11 protein-coding genes and 1 pseudogene are annotated in these 15,025 nt (G+C 42.6%); 4 read left to right on the top strand and 8 right to left on the bottom strand.

From position 1 onward, the window contains the following. Nucleotides 1–238: 238 nt before the first annotated feature. The 3 genes and pseudogenes from HHA41_RS13070 to HHA41_RS09470 all read right to left on the bottom strand — a co-directional run bounded on the left by HHA41_RS13070 (nt 239) and on the right by HHA41_RS09470 (nt 3,290). Nucleotides 239–1,772 (bottom strand): annotated as a pseudogene (locus HHA41_RS13070) (AMP-binding protein). A gap of 57 nt (nt 1,773–1,829) precedes the next feature. Continuing rightward, nucleotides 1,830–2,612: a thermostable hemolysin gene (locus tag HHA41_RS09475; RefSeq protein ID WP_252726729.1), complete on the bottom strand. Its 783-nt coding sequence runs from the start codon at nt 2,610–2,612 to the stop codon at nt 1,830–1,832. Between the two features lie 180 nt (nt 2,613–2,792). Then, nucleotides 2,793–3,290, bottom strand: a complete 498-nt coding sequence (locus tag HHA41_RS09470; RefSeq protein WP_168461493.1) for a thioesterase family protein — start codon at nt 3,288–3,290, stop codon at nt 2,793–2,795. 120 nt (nt 3,291–3,410) lie between these two features. Here HHA41_RS09470 and hemB point away from each other — a divergent pair, with 120 nt between their 5' ends. Beyond that, entirely contained in the window at nt 3,411–4,424 is a 1,014-nt protein-coding gene (hemB, locus tag HHA41_RS09465; protein ID WP_168418224.1) for a porphobilinogen synthase, read from the top strand. Between the two features lie 14 nt (nt 4,425–4,438). Beyond that, nucleotides 4,439–5,557 carry an FAD-dependent oxidoreductase gene (locus tag HHA41_RS09460; RefSeq protein ID WP_168461491.1) on the top strand — a complete coding sequence of 373 codons (1,119 nt, stop codon included), beginning with the start codon at nt 4,439–4,441 and terminating at the stop codon, nt 5,555–5,557. A gap of 21 nt (nt 5,558–5,578) precedes the next feature. On the opposite strand, the gene HHA41_RS09455 is transcribed toward HHA41_RS09460, so the two are convergent. From HHA41_RS09455 to HHA41_RS09445, 3 genes are all read right to left on the bottom strand, one after another. After that, nucleotides 5,579–6,499: a TIGR01777 family oxidoreductase gene (locus HHA41_RS09455; RefSeq protein WP_168461489.1), complete on the bottom strand. Its 921-nt coding sequence runs from the start codon at nt 6,497–6,499 to the stop codon at nt 5,579–5,581. Between the two features lie 124 nt (nt 6,500–6,623). Next, the gene (locus HHA41_RS09450; RefSeq protein ID WP_168461488.1) at nt 6,624–7,076 is read right to left on the bottom strand and encodes an ABZJ_00895 family protein; all 453 of its coding nucleotides are present in this window, start codon (nt 7,074–7,076) and stop codon (nt 6,624–6,626) included. Between the two features lie 302 nt (nt 7,077–7,378). Then, the gene (locus tag HHA41_RS09445) at nt 7,379–8,341 is read right to left on the bottom strand and encodes a sensor domain-containing diguanylate cyclase (protein ID WP_168461486.1); all 963 of its coding nucleotides are present in this window, start codon (nt 8,339–8,341) and stop codon (nt 7,379–7,381) included. Nucleotides 8,342–8,590: 249 nt separating this feature from the next. Between HHA41_RS09445 and HHA41_RS09440 the strand changes: the two genes are divergently transcribed. Next, nucleotides 8,591–9,841: an exonuclease SbcCD subunit D C-terminal domain-containing protein gene (locus HHA41_RS09440; RefSeq protein WP_168461484.1), complete on the top strand. Its 1,251-nt coding sequence runs from the start codon at nt 8,591–8,593 to the stop codon at nt 9,839–9,841. A gap of 9 nt (nt 9,842–9,850) precedes the next feature. After that, nucleotides 9,851–13,462 (top strand): AAA family ATPase, encoded by a 3,612-nt coding sequence (locus tag HHA41_RS09435; RefSeq protein ID WP_168461483.1) that lies wholly within the window; start codon nt 9,851–9,853, stop codon nt 13,460–13,462. Between the two features lie 89 nt (nt 13,463–13,551). Here HHA41_RS09435 and HHA41_RS09430 read toward each other — a convergent pair whose 3' ends face one another. Next, nucleotides 13,552–13,797: a hypothetical protein gene (locus tag HHA41_RS09430; protein ID WP_168461482.1), complete on the bottom strand. Its 246-nt coding sequence runs from the start codon at nt 13,795–13,797 to the stop codon at nt 13,552–13,554. Nucleotides 13,798–14,221: 424 nt separating this feature from the next. Further along, entirely contained in the window at nt 14,222–14,911 is a 690-nt protein-coding gene (locus tag HHA41_RS09425; RefSeq protein WP_168461499.1) for a YggS family pyridoxal phosphate-dependent enzyme, read from the bottom strand. Nucleotides 14,912–15,025: the final 114 nt, after the last annotated feature.

Raw genomic sequence — 15,025 nt, 5'->3', positions numbered from 1 at the left:
CTTGCCACTACTGAATCGACATAGACAAAATGAGCACTTATGCAAATATTTGTCTATATTTTTAGTTATAGTTAATTACTCTTCATTTCTAAGCAGCACCCAACCCTGTTCGACCAATTGTGCTTTGATCTGCTGTTGGGAACTGCTCAACTGTTTTTGTGCAATATTCATGGAATTTATCTCACTAATTTTGAGTATTTGCTGTGTTTAATAGCACTCATCAAGCTGAAACTTCAGGTTAAGCCGTGGCAAGCTGCTGTGCTGATGTAGTCAAAGCACTTTGAAAATGTTGTTGAATTACAGCTCTGCGCAGCTTGCCGTTATCAGTCAGCATGTGATTGGTTAAAGAAAAGGCTTGTGGCGCACGACACCATTGCTGAATTTGGGCATAGTCAGGCATACGCGTATTGGCGCGCTGAATAGCGGTAGCCAGCTGTGCATCTGAAGTTTCTGCTGCAGCATAAATCACCGCAGATAAATAAGGCTGTGCTTCGCCAAATATGGCAATCTGCTGAATTTCGGATTCACTCAGACTATTAGCTTCAACCCATTCAGGGGAAATATTGCGCCCAAAGCTACTGATAATGACTTGTTTGATACGCCCTGTAATATAAAGATAACCCTCTGCATCGAAATAGCCTGCATCACCTGTGTGAATTTCTGCGACCTCTGTTTGACCTGCTTGCAGCTCATGCATATAACCCAGCATGGCATTGCCTTTCACCACCACTTCACCATTGGCGGCAATTTTGACCTGTACATGCGGCAACACTCGTCCCACACTGCCAATTTTTCTGGCTTCAGGCACATTCAGACTGACCACTGAAGCACATTCAGACAAGCCATAACCTTCATAAACAGGTAAATTAAACTGCTGTGATTGTTTCAATAAATCTGCCGATACCTTGCCCCACCCACTGCAATAAATTTGAGCGAGCTCAAATCCACATCGGCATTTAAGGCTAAATATTCCACAATCGCCTTAAGCATTTGCGGTAATAAAATCACGCTTTCAATCTGATATTTTTGTACGGCATGCACAAAACGTGTGACATCAAACTGATGATTGGACATCAAACCAAATTGATTCACCTCGCCAACCACCACCGTACGCCCCATGTTTAAGGACACATACACGCCTGCAATATTTTCCAATAAGGTTGCAAAGGGAATTAGGCATAAATGCCGCCCAAGTTGGCTGCTTTGCAATGCTTGACTCAATGCAGTGGTAATCGACAGAATAGTTGCGGCAGATAAACACACACCTTGGGTGTGCCCGTGCTGCCTGATGTATAGGTAACTTTAACAGGGTGCGCTACAGCCCTAAATGTCTCGTGCGGTGATGCATCCAGCTGTTGTACGCTAAATAGTTGCCCTTGAAATAACGCAGATGTAGCCTGAGTTTGTAGCTGCATTTCTCCAAGGACAGGCTGTAAAACTTGTGGAATTTCAGCTGAATCACTTAACACACACAACAAATCGGTCTGACTGTCTTGCAATAAATGTTGTATCTGTGCGGCTGTGAAAAACAAAGGCACTGGTATCACGGTCATGCCTGCTTTTTGAGCAGCCAAATCCACCACAATCCAATCTACTGTATTGCTGCCCCACAGCGCTAAACGCTGTGCCTTAGAGTGGCTAAACTCAAGACTTAGTTGCGTTACCCGTTGCTGTAAATCTGCATAACTGAGTGTCTTCTGTGCAGTCACAATAGCTTCACGATCAGGAAACTGTTGCGCATGGCGTGCAAGCGATTCAAACAAGTGCTGCATGGGTTTACCTTCTATACTGTGCTTCATCTGTTCAGGCTGAACAATCTGAATGAACATTTAGTTCTGAAAATGGTACTGTGGCTGTGTTACTGCGAAAGCTGCGGCAACATTAATAGCAAGCACATAAGGTTTCTGCTGATAATAGCTACCCCATTGTTGCTGTGCTGCGCCCAATACTTCTAGATTTGCCTTTTCCAACACATGAAAATGCAGCCCCATGTTTTGCAACACATAACGCACGGCGGCAGTACCTGTGCAAACTGCCCACTGCACATTGTTTTGTGATAAATAAAACACCAAAAAAGCCACCATCAATTTAGCTTTACTCATGTCTTGCGCTGCCAAGTTGCCAATTTCGACAATCTGGGTTCTGGATACAGGCATTGCACTGAGCTGACTTAAAATATTTTCGATGGGTGCATCTAAATACTGTTCTAAAAAAGCATGTGCGGTTTTGAGCTGCTGCAGACCAATCGCGACTTGTATTTCAGCATCGGCATAGCCTGCAAAAAGCGTGTCTGAAAAACTGGAAATACTTGCCTGATAGACTTTCTGATATTTATCACGAATAAAGTTTTCCAGTGCCCAGCGTTCAGTGGCACTACGCTCCACAGTTTTGATGCTTAAATGCTGTGTGCTATTTTCTATATAAATTGCTGGGACAGTATCCGCTGTTTGTGCTGAATAAGTCGGTTTGAAATGTGGCTCTAGTAAAGGTATCGTTTGTAGATATTTATGCAAACCACAGGCTTGCTGATTTTTTTTCTGACTAAAATGAACATCCAAAAAATGCGCTGTGCTAGATGAATGTCCATCAAAACTAAACTTGATCATGTGCATGAGGTTGTATCTGAAATCACTCAAGGATCAAGATAGAAACCCAAACTTAAACAAAACTTAAGCCGCTACAAACTGTCACAATTCCAATTTTTATTCGCACAAAAAAAGGAGCTGATGGCTCAACTCCTCATTTTTCAAAAACAGCGCTCGGAAATCCAATTGAGCGCTCAGCCTCTAATCTTAATAAGCGTATGATGCAATGGCTGTCGCAATTGGTTTATCTTCATCATTCACCATGGTCATGCGCATGGTACAGCCTTTACGACCTAAGCGTAGGGTTTCTGCACGGGCAATAAAATATTTACCACGTCCTGGTGCTAAATAATCTACTCGCATATCTACTGTGGCCAAACGGGTAACTTTTTTAATGGTATCGGGCAAGGTTTCAGGTTCTGTCTTTTTATACAACTCTCCCATCGCCACAATCCCACCCACACTGTCCAAAATAGTTGCAGCCACGCCGCCATGTAAAATTTGAAATGCGACATTGCCCACCATATAAGGCTGCATTTCAATATAGGCTTCAATTTGACCATCCACCACACGCATATTCATGCCATTGTGCTGAAAAAATGGCGAGCTATTAAAGGCATGAACCAATTGTCTTAGCACAACATCTATATCCACCTTCGCACCCAAATGTATATTTCCAGTCCAGCTTTTCTCTGCATTACTCATAACGTGCCCAAATGTCCAAACAACTCAATTTCCAAACAATAAAAACAGCCAATGTATGCCCAAATCAAACTTAAGGGGCTACAATAGTCTCCTAGTTTAATACTGATCAGCGAGATTTTTATGACCTACACGTTCAATCGTCCTGCATTTCCTGCCACTCGTATGCGTCGTATTCGTAAAAATGATCAATTACGCGCCATGGTGCGTGAAACGCATCTAACGACTGATCACCTGATTTACCCTGTATTTGTTTTACCAGGTCAGAATCAAACCCAAGATATTCCAAGTATGCCGAATATCCAGCGCTTATCTGCCGACTTATTACTGAAAAAAGCCGAGCGTTTAATGCAGCTGGGCGTGACCAAACTGGCTTTGTTTCCAGTGACTCCTCAAGAAGACAAAAGCCTGACTGCAGAAGCAGCATGGCGTGAAGATGGCTTGGTGCAAAACACGCTCCGCCTGCTAAAAAAAGAATTACCAGACATGGTACTGATTACCGATGGCGCACTTGACCCTTACACCACCCATGGTCAAGACGGCATTATTGATGACACAGGTTATGTGCTGAATGATGAAACCGTTGAATGTCTGATTAAGCAAGCCTTAAGCCATGCTGAAGCGGGTGCTGACGTGGTTGCACCAAGTGACATGATGGATGGTCGCATCGGTGCTATTCGTCAGGCCTTAGAAAGCAACGGCCATATTTACACCTCAATTATGGCCTACTCTGCCAAATATGCCTCTAGCTTTTACGGCCCATTCCGTGATGCGGTCGGCTCTGCAAGTAACCTAAAAGGTGGCAATAAATACAATTATCAAATGGATATTGGCAACCGTGCCGAAGCCTTGCATGAAATTGCACTGGATATTCAAGAAGGTGCAGACATGGTCATTGTTAAACCTGGTATGCCCTATTTAGACATCGTACGTGAAGTGAAAGATACTTTTGCTGTACCTACATTTGTATATCAGGTCAGTGGTGAATATGCCATGCTTGCTGCAGCCATTCAAAATGGCTGGTTGTCGGACAGCGTGATTATTGAATCACTGATGAGCTGCCGCCGTGCGGGTGCAGATGGTATTTGGACATACTTTGCCGAAGAAGCTGCGCTCAAACTTAAAGACATGGCATAAACAGGCGAGCTTTCATGCATATTGCAATCATTGGTGCAGGCATCAGCGGTTTGTTGTCTGCACTTGAACTGGTAGAGCAAGGTTGCTCTATCAGTATTTTTGATCAACAACAGGCAGCTCAAGCCGCGTCATGGGCGGGCGGTGGGATTCTTTCTCCCATGTATCCGTGGCGCTATCCTCAAGCGGTTAATGACTTAGCCAAATTTGCCAAACCACAATACCTCGCGTGGAATGAAAAACTCAAACCAATTAGTGGCATTGATTTTGAAATCCATGAAACAGGCATGTTAATTTTTGATGAAGATGATTTTGAGATTGGTCTAAATTATGCTACGCAGCATAATGAGCCAATGCAGCAGTGTGACTATTTAAATCAGGAACAACTTGAACAAGTTAACCCGCACATTGCTGCAAAATTTAAACACGCCTTGTATTTTTCGCAATTGGCCAATGTGCGTAATCCACGCTTATTGCAATCTTTGACCCAATACTTAAAGCAGCATCCCAAAGTACAGTTTTTTGAGCATTGCCCTATCCAGCAATTTCAGTTGCAAGGCGATCAGGCGCAAGCCATCCAAAGTACAGATGGTCAGTTGCACCATGCAGATCACTTTATTGTCACCACAGGGGCATGGTCACAGCAATGGGCAGCACAACTTGGTTTAAGTATTCCTGTACAGCCTGTTCAAGGACAGATGCTACTGTTTAAAACCCCTGTGCAATGGTTGCCTACCATGTGCATGAACAAAGTGATGTACCTCATTCCACGTCGTGACGGACATGTGTTGTGCGGTTCAAGTATGCGTCAAGTCGGTTTTGATACTCGCCCTGACCCTCAAATTAAACAGGATATTTTAAGCGCCTGTTTAGAAATGGTGCCTGAATTGGCGCAGTTCCCAATTGTGAAACAATGGGCGGGGTTACGTCCCGCTTCACCAACAGGTGTGCCTTATATAGGTCAAACGCCAAACTTTAACAATGTTTGGTTAAATTTTGGACATTTCCGTAATGGCTTATGTATGGGTACAGCCTCAGCACAGCTATTAAGGCAACTCATGCTTGGGCAAGAGACTTTGGTCAACCCTGCAGCCTATGACCCGAAACAGCTACAAGCTGATCCAATCTGCGCATAACACTCAGCACATTCCCCTCTTTTATTTTGAGGGTACTGCTGAACCCAAACAAGCCTCTAACGCCTGTGCAAGTTTTGGATATTTAAAACGGTAACCTGCCTGCGCTAAAGCTTGCGATTCAACATATTGTCCATTTAAGACCAATTGTGATTGTTCACCCAGTAACCAGCGCAGTACCAAAGCTGGCAGCACAAACAATGGGCGGCGCTTTAACAACTGTGCTGCCGTTTCTGCAAAATATTGCTGACTGCTCATTTCAGGTGCCACCACATTCAAAATTTGTGCCTCAACAGGATTGGTCATCAGCCATAAAATAGCCTCTAAAACATCTTGCAAATGCACCCATGCCACAGGTTGACGTCCATGCCCAATCCGCCCGACAGCATTTAATCGAATCGGCAATAACATTTGTGGCAGAATTCCACCGCCACGTCCAAAGACCACGCCTAAACGAATAATTTTGGTATTTTGCTGACTAAAACTTAAAGCGGCTTGTTCCCATTGCTGGCACAGCTGTGACATAAAAATATCTTGTGGGTGACTTTGCTCAGTGCAAGGCTGTTGCCACTGCTCAGTGGGATCAATACCGTAATAACCGACTGCAGAACCTGAAATAATACATTTGGGGAAAATACGGCGCTTTTGCAAATATTCATACAGCTGTAGTGTGGTTTGCACCCGACTTTCAATGAGTTGTTGTTTTCTGGCAGTCGTCCATCTGCCCTTTCCAATACTTTCACCCGCCAAATTAATGACATAATCAATCTGATCGGTGTCGAGTTCATCCAGGTGCTGAATCCAACGTAATTGGGGATGTTTAGATACTCGATTGGGCTGTCGAGTCAGCCCCACCACGCGATAATCTTGTGCCAATAAAAATGGCAACAACTGTGAACCAATAAAACCACTTGCCCCTGTAACCAGCACCAACGGTTTATACATCGCTCAGTCTCTGCAGTATGAGAATATGCTGTTAGCTATACGTGATTTCAACCGATTGTTCAAGTCTGAGCCAAATCATCATAGCTGGAGGAGCCGAGTTTCATAAAGGTCTTATGCAGTTTGATCAGTGCCGACCAAACATTTTGACTACCATGCGCTGCGCCTGTTTACCGTAAAACCAGTAGGTCAGCAGATACAATGGAATTGCAATCAGTAAGAACATGATCACCACCACACTCATAAATTGTGGTTGTTGCAAATATTGTAAAAAATCTTGCCAGATACTTGGGTTCTGCCGTGAAAAAATCACCAAACCTAACAATAAAAAGGCCAAGTTATAGCCCCAAAAAATCAGGCTAAAGCCTAAAGTAAATTTTTTACGTTCAGCATCGGAAGGTGCACGGCGTTGTTGCTTTAAAAATTTATACAGTACCAAAATCATTGCCGCCAAATAAGGTACTGCCGTTAAAATACCGCCTACACCTGCAGGTAAAAGTGCAGCCAATACGCCACAAATACAGGTCATCACAAAGCAATATAGGAAAAACCAAAGAAAATAACGGCTTAGCGATGGCATAGTGCAAACTCAAACAAAAGATTCAAACTAGTATAAAAAAAATTGATTTTTTTTTCATGAGATTGTCAACCGAATCGCAACGCATGGCGTTATATAGGCTACAAGGTCACAACAACCGTTAATGTGTATTGGCATCCACAATATTTTCGGTGACCTGACTAAAGCAATAAATCGCATGCAGTAAAGTTTTGAACAGCAGCCAAAGCTTTACTGCATCGCAAGTTTTCTTTGACCGACGATTTCATCATCACTCGAATCGTCGGTCTTTATTTTTTTGATCTTCTATTTTTAGATACGAGCACCTAAGTCGGTTCACTCAAATAACAATTACGCCCTGCCCGTTTTGCACGATAAAGCGCCCGATCTAAATCATGCAGAAATTTCATCTTATCATCTGTAGGCTCAATAACGGCTGTTTTTACACCCATACTGATCGTGACATGCGGTGCAATTGGAGATTGTGCATGCTCAATATGTGCATCACGAATGTTTTGTAGGATGCGATTGGCCAATTCTGCTACAGACTCTGCCGAGGTGTCTGGCAAAATCATCACAAACTCTTCTCCACCAAATCGTGCCACAACATCTCTAGGACGTGACAAAGAAGATTTTAATATTTTTGCGACCTCTTGTAGGCAGGCATCACCCTGTATATGCCCATAATGGTCATTGTAGTTTTTGAAGTAATCAATATCGAACATAATCATCGACAGTGGGCGCTGTTCGCGTATCGCTGACAACCATTCACGATGAAATAACTCATTAAATAAACGACGGTTGGCAATTCCCGTGAGACCATCTTGATAAGAATATTCTTCTAACTGCGTACGTAAACGTTCTAATTCCTGTTCCTGCTTTTTCCGTTCAGAAATATCGAACATAAAACCGACCAAACTTTCGGTTTTATCTTCTGCATCACGGACGACATGCACAACTTCACGCACCCAAATATAATTGCCCGATGCTGTCAGTGCACGATAGTCTGCTTCATGGTCAATACCTGCAATCGACTGCGCCACACACATGTCTACAATACGTGCACGATCTTCAGGATGCATTCGTGTTGCCCAATCTTCAACAGACTTCCAAGAGCTTGGCAGCCAACCCAATAATTTTTCAATCTGTGGACCGACATAGCGGTATTCTTTTGTTGCCCAATCAATTTTCCAAGGAATCGCCAAGGTAGACTCTAACAAGGTCTTGTAAATCTGATCTTCTTCGAGCGTCCCTGCTAGTTTATCCTGTGAAAAAGGTTGATCTGACATGTCCATCACCCCAATATAGTGAATATTTCATGACTTAAGCGCATGAATAAAAAACCGATTCAATCGGATTGTCACTATACTGTACTGTTTTTTTAAGATTCTGTATATTTCTTACGCAGACGATCAGACCAATATATTCATTATTCAGAAAATGCACGACAGCTCATGTCGCTGCACAACAATCGTGGCTGTCCTTATTGCCCCAGATTTCTTATATTAAACCCATAAAAAACCAAGAGCTTTATAACGATGACGGTTCATTTTTTACATACTTCTGATTGGCATTTGGGGCAATTTTTCCACCACCATGAACGTGAATATGAACATACCGAATTTCTAAATTGGCTCTTGGCTCAAATTAAAATCAAGCAGCCAAACGCTCTACTCATAGCGGGCGATATTTTTGATGTGGTCAATCCAGCCTCAAGCGCCCAAAAACAGCTCTATCAATTCTTAACGGATGCTCACGCGCTCGCACCCCACATGCAAACTTTGATGATCGCAGGGAATCACGACTCCGGTTATCGTATTGAGCAGGTCGAACCATTTTTATCTAAGTTCAATGCCAAAGCAGTTGGAGTGATTAAAAAAACTGCGGAACAACGTCTGGATTTAGACCGCCTGCTAGTCCCAATTTATGATGCAGAACAAAATATAGTGGCATGGTGTCTTACCCTGCCTTATTTACGCAGTGCAGAAATTACTGGCATCAGTGAAGAAACGACAAATACTCAGTCTGCAGTTGCCTATTTGCATCAACAACTCTTTGCCGAAGCCAAAGCTCGCAAACAACCCGATCAAGCCTTAATTTTAATGTCACATGCGCACATGCAAGGTGCTGAAACTTCAGACTCTGAACGCCCAATTATAGTGGGTAATGAAGAAGCGCTATCCACTGCATTGTTTGATGAAGTGATTGACTATGTGGCACTCGGGCATTTACATAAACCACAGCAGGTTGGACAGCCACATATTCGCTATAGCGGCTCGCCCATTCCTTTGTCATTTAGTGAGCTCAATTACAAGCACCAAGTCCTTGAAGTCAAAATTGACCCTACCCGTACCGACGCTCAACGCTTTCAATGCGAAAGTCTGCTGATTCCACGCAGTGTAGAGCTAATTCGAGTTCGCTGTGAACTTTCAGAGCTTATGAACGAATTAGCTAAATTACCTCAAGATGAAATCGCTGATTTATGCGCACGTCATTTTTTAGAAATTGAATATTTGAGTGATGCGCCACCACCAGTCGATTTACGTCAGCAGATTGAACAAGCTTTGCCTGCGAACCGCTACCGCTTATTACGCATTGCCCGACGTTTTCAAAAAAATGAAGACACCAATCTTCAACATTCAAAAATTGACTTAGAGCCACCGACCCCAGAAAAACTGTTTGCGAGTTTATGGGAAAAAATGGGCTATCAACCCGATCAGGACGCCACACGCGATTTTTTACAGCTTTTGGCTGAAGCGCAACACGAACTCGATCAAAATAAAGCTTAAGGATTTGCCATGAAAATTTTACGTCTGAGCTTAAAAAATCTGGCATCTTTAGCGGGTACGCATGTAATTAATTTTGAAGATGATCCACTTGCACATGCAGGATTAATTGCCATTACGGGTAAAACAGGTGCAGGCAAATCTACCCTGCTCGATGCCATGTGTTTAGCCTTATATGATGAAATTCCACGCTTAAGAGGTGCATCTGGCAGCCTGACCGATGCTGCAGGCAAAGAAATTTCCTTAAAAGATTCCAAACACATTTTACGGCGTGGTACCACGTCAGGTTTTGCTGAACTGGAATTTATTGCACTCGATCAAAAGCGCTATGCTGCACGATGGAACATTCGACGGGCACACAACAAACTCGACGGCAACTTAAAAGTTGAGCGTGCCATTACTTGCCTAGATGAACAACGGGTTTTAAATCAAAAGATTTCTGAAGCAACACCCATTGTAGAAAAACTAATTGGCTTGAGTTTTGAGCAATTTACCCGCGCAGTATTACTGGCGCAGTCTGAAGTTGGGGCATTTTTAAAAGCCAAAGACCATGAACGTGCTGACTTACTGGAATATTTAACCAATTCACAAATTTTTACCGAAGTCAGCAAGCTGGCTGCAACGAAATTCAGTGACATTAAACAGAAACGTGCTGCGCTTGAAAGTGTGATGGGGCATGTGACGCTGCTCAGCGACGACGCACTGAAAAATCTGGAAACACAACAGTATGAACTAAGTCAGCAAGTCACCTTGCTGTGTCAAACTGAAAAGCTGTATGAAAATGACCTGAAATGGCACAAAGACCGCCATGAACTGTATGCCAGTACACAAGCTAAAAAAGAAGTTTACGATGTGCAAATCAATGCAGACCTGCAACTGACAGCACAAAAACAATTGCTACAACAATTAGATGAATTTCAAAGTATTCGTGAGCAATTTGTGCTACGTCAGCAATCAGAAGCAGAACTAAACACACTCAATCAGCAACTGGCTGACTTTCAACCCACTTTACAGCAGGCAGAACATGCTCAACAGCAAGCTATCACACAGCAACACCAAGCTGAAAAAAATCTTCAAACATGGCAACAGCATTTTGCACAATTAAAGCCACAGCTAGATACAGCAGCACAGTTACAGCATGAAATTTCCAGTAAATTACAGCAATATACAGCGTTGGATGAAGCACAAAAACTATTTGAACAGCAACAAATTCAGCCTGTGCAAAATGATTTAAATGCGCTTGAACATCAACTTGCGCAGCAGCAGAAACAACGACAGCACTTGGCTGAACAATTACAACACACTGCAGAATGGGCTATTTTTGATGAAACCTTGCCGCTTACGATACAACGACTGCAAGACTACCTGCAGTTTGAACAACAATTGCGCCAGCAAAATCCAAAGCTGTTTCAAGCTTCTTTAGACGCCTTAATTGATCAACAGCAGCAGGCGCTGCAACACATTGCGGCTTGGGAACAGCAATATCAAAACCATGAACAACTTGAGCAACAGTTATATACAGATCAACAACATTTGCAGCAATCGTCAAAGCATCTGCATGTATTAGCGCAGCTTAAACAGACCTTGGAACAATGGCAGCAATATGCAAGCTCATTCGCGCAGTTGCAAAGCCGCCTACAAGAAACTTTAAGCTTACAAAAGCAGACACAGGCTCAAATCCAAACACAACAGCAACAACTACTGATCGCAGAACAGACTTTACAACAGCTACAACAAGTTTTTGAGCAACAGCGTTTATTGCAGCATCAAAGTGTGCAGGACTTACGTGCTCAACTCAAACCTAATGAAGCCTGTATGGTCTGTGGTAGCCATGAACATCCATTTATTCAGCATGAGAGTTTACTGTCTGAAGCTTTAAACCAATTACAAGATCAGCAACTGCAACACGCAAAAACTGAATATGTACAGGCGCAAAAACAGTTGCAGCAGTTAGAACGTGATAGCACACAATTTGAAGTGACCTATGCTCAACAACAACAACGTGGCCTTGAGCTGCAACAGCAAATTGAGCAACAACAAACACTAGCTCAGCAACTGGCTGCGTCTTTATCCTTCACCTTAGATACAGCGTTCCCTATTGCAGATCAAATCGAAAAAGTACAACAGCAGTGGGTTACAACAGATCAATCGACTCAACAGTTGCAGCATGCTATTCAGCAAGCAAGCGACACCCTAAAACAATGGCGCAGTACGACACAACAGGCAGATCAACTAAAATATACCATTCAACAACGCCAAGACCTGACACAACGTCTACAAACCATTGTGGCTGACTTAAGCACAGCGCAACAACAGACTTGGCTCCACCAACCCCATGACTACTACCAAAATGCTTTACAGCATTTGTTGCAACGCCAAGCGTTACATCAACAGCAAGATGCTCAATTCAAAGCACTGGAACAGCTCACTCAACAGCAGCAGCAACTCCAACAAAAACACAGCTTTTTGGCGCAACAACTTCAGGACAAAAAACAGCAGTTGCAACAAATTAAGACCGAAGGGATATCGCTGCGCGATCAAATTAAGCAACTCACACAAAACTATGCGGGTCAGGTATATCAAACCTATCAGGAATGGCAACAGGCTTTAGATCAGGAACAACAGCAACTTAATATTGCACTGGATACACAACGCCATGCACTCAATCAGGCAGAACAAACTCTCAAAAACTTACAACTGCAACAACATGGCTTAGACAGTAAAATTCAGCAGCGCACCCAGCAACTAACGCAATGTATGCAGCATATTGAAACTTGGCAAACTGCACATCCAGAGTTTTTGTCTAGTGTGATTCATGACTGTTTGCAGATTTCTTATGCTGATCATCTGCAAATGCGCAACATGCTACAGCAACATCACAATAGCTTGGAAAGTGCTAAAACTGCTTGGCAAACGCTTGAAGAACAATACCAAAAACACTTAAAACAACAGCCGCAGCTTAGTTTTGAGGATGTAGAAAGTAAACTCACTGCCCTGCTCGCCGAAAAAACCCAACAGGCACAAAGCTTGAGTGAAATTGAAGCTCAATTGCATATTCATGCCAGCAATCAAGCGACTTTGGCACGTTATCAAACTCAAATTGAAGAGATAAAAACTGAAGAATATCGTTGGGGACGCATTTACGATTTAATTGGTCATAAAGAAGGTACTAAGTTTAAGAAAATTGCCCAAGAACACCATTTAGATATTTTGGTGGAATACGCCAACCAACAATTGTTACCGCTCAGTTCTCGTTATCAATTACACCGTATTCCTGAAAGTCTGAGTCTGGCCATTATTGACTTGGATATGAACAGTGAAATTCGTCCTGTTCTATCGCTATCAGGTGGTGAAACCTTCTTGGTGTCTTTGGCTTTAGCACTTGCCATTGCCAATATGGCTTCTGGCTCAATGAAACTGGAATCACTATTCATTGACGAAGGTTTTGGTACACTCGACCCAACTTCTTTACACATGGTGATGAACGCTTTAGATCATCTACAAAGTCAAGGTCGCAAAGTGGTGCTGATCTCACACATTCAGGAAATGCATGAACGTATTCCTGTACAAATTCAGGTCAATCCTGTCGGTGCTGGGGCAAGTGAGATCAATGTCGTGGGCTAGCCGCGACATTGCCCGAAATGCCAAAAATTATTACAGTTACAAGTGAGTTAAGATAACTATCATTTTTCAAACTATTCAGAATAGTTAGTCTAATTATTTACTTGGTTGAGAGCATCATTAACACGATAGACACTGATTTTCATGGATATAAAAACAATATTTTTATTTGGCATATTGCCTAGTGTGAGTATTATTTTTCTCACTTGGCTCGTCCGCTTCCCTCGCCCTGCCGTTTTTAAAGCGGTTTTGATTTTTGAAATAATACTGACTATTTGCACTTTAGTCATTGAGTTTGAGGCGAGAAAAACACCTGGAAATAGCGGTTGGATCATCATCTTTACCGGCTTTTTTCAGTTCTGTTTTTTGCTCTTTTTACTGATTGCACGTATTAGCATCTGGTTAGAGAATAAATCCTGAGAATGATCTGTTCGTCACTTTGATAGAACTTCAATATGCTTTCTAAATACAACTGAATCCATTTAAAAAATCACAACATTGATAGCACAGAGATAGCACAGAACTAAAAAAGCCCCGACATCCTGTCGGGGCTTTCTAGATTCAGTTTTTGGTATAACTCCTGTCGTACCAAGCACTTCCGTGTTGTTCTATTTTTTATTGTTCTTATTTAGGAAACTCCCTGTTTCCCGATAAGTTCATATTAAGAAAATCCAGCCTTGTGTACTAGCCGCAATATTCTGCATTCTGTGTCAGCTAAAACGTACAAGACTTTATCTGACTGAGCATCGTAATCCTCTATGATTATGCTTGAGAGTAATCACGCGCGCCAAACAAAGCCGTCCCCACCCGTACCATGGTTGAACCTGCTGCAATTGCTGCATTTAAATCACCTGACATGCCCATACTCAACGTATCCCAATCTTCAGGATGGGCATGTTGAGTTTTAACCGCATCAAAGAGTTGTTTCGCCTGCTGAAAAGCTGAAGTATTGTTCGGTGCAGGAATGACCATCAAACCGCGCAGTTTTAAATTCGGCAACTGACTCATCTGCTGAACTAAAGCTGAAACTTCGCTAGGCTGGCAGCCATCTTTAGTGTCTTGACCATCAATATTCACCTGTAAACAAATATTGAGTGGCGCTTGCTGAGCATCCCGCTGATTCGACAAACGCTCTGCAATAATCAAACGATCCACCCCATGTACCCATGTAAATTTCTCTGCCAGATGTTTGGTTTTATTGCGTTGCACATGACCAATAAAATGCCATTCAATCTCCAAATCACTTAAGGCCTGCATTTTATCTAATGCTTCCTGCAAATAATTTTCACCAAAAGCACGCTGGCCTGTCGCATACATGGCACGCAATGCTTCACTCGGATGGGTCTTGGAAACAGCCAATAATTGAACAGTATCTGGCTTGCGCTGTGCCAATTCACAGGCCTGTTGAATCTGCTCCAAAACCTGAGTACGTGATTGCTGCAAATTATTCATTGATGGATTTCTCATTTCATTCATCTTTTTTTACCTTGCCCAGCAACTAACAGTTGGTTAAGCTGATGGAAAGCCGTATTATTCTATCAAAATAATTAAGATTTAATTGATCTC

The sequence above is a fragment of the Acinetobacter sp. A1 genome (genome assembly GCF_012371315.1).
Taxonomy (GTDB): Bacteria; Pseudomonadota; Gammaproteobacteria; order Pseudomonadales; family Moraxellaceae; genus Acinetobacter.
This window is presented reverse-complemented; position numbering and strand designations above follow the sequence as displayed.

What these genes read in the sequence shown, in the direction of transcription:
- HHA41_RS09475 (WP_252726729.1), bottom strand. Translation starts at nt 2,612, where the DNA reads ATGCACATGATCAAGTTTAGTTTTGATGGACATTCATCTAGCACAGCG.
- HHA41_RS09470 (WP_168461493.1), bottom strand. Translation starts at nt 3,290, where the DNA reads ATGAGTAATGCAGAGAAAAGCTGGACTGGAAATATACATTTGGGTGCG.
- hemB (WP_168418224.1), top strand. Translation starts at nt 3,411, where the DNA reads ATGACCTACACGTTCAATCGTCCTGCATTTCCTGCCACTCGTATGCGT.
- HHA41_RS09460 (WP_168461491.1), top strand. Translation starts at nt 4,439, where the DNA reads ATGCATATTGCAATCATTGGTGCAGGCATCAGCGGTTTGTTGTCTGCA.
- HHA41_RS09455 (WP_168461489.1), bottom strand. Translation starts at nt 6,499, where the DNA reads ATGTATAAACCGTTGGTGCTGGTTACAGGGGCAAGTGGTTTTATTGGT.
- HHA41_RS09450 (WP_168461488.1), bottom strand. Translation starts at nt 7,076, where the DNA reads ATGCCATCGCTAAGCCGTTATTTTCTTTGGTTTTTCCTATATTGCTTT.
- HHA41_RS09445 (WP_168461486.1), bottom strand. Translation starts at nt 8,341, where the DNA reads ATGTCAGATCAACCTTTTTCACAGGATAAACTAGCAGGGACGCTCGAA.
- HHA41_RS09440 (WP_168461484.1), top strand. Translation starts at nt 8,591, where the DNA reads ATGACGGTTCATTTTTTACATACTTCTGATTGGCATTTGGGGCAATTT.
- HHA41_RS09435 (WP_168461483.1), top strand. Translation starts at nt 9,851, where the DNA reads ATGAAAATTTTACGTCTGAGCTTAAAAAATCTGGCATCTTTAGCGGGT.
- HHA41_RS09430 (WP_168461482.1), bottom strand. Translation starts at nt 13,797, where the DNA reads ATGATGATCCAACCGCTATTTCCAGGTGTTTTTCTCGCCTCAAACTCA.
- HHA41_RS09425 (WP_168461499.1), bottom strand. Translation starts at nt 14,911, where the DNA reads ATGAATAATTTGCAGCAATCACGTACTCAGGTTTTGGAGCAGATTCAA.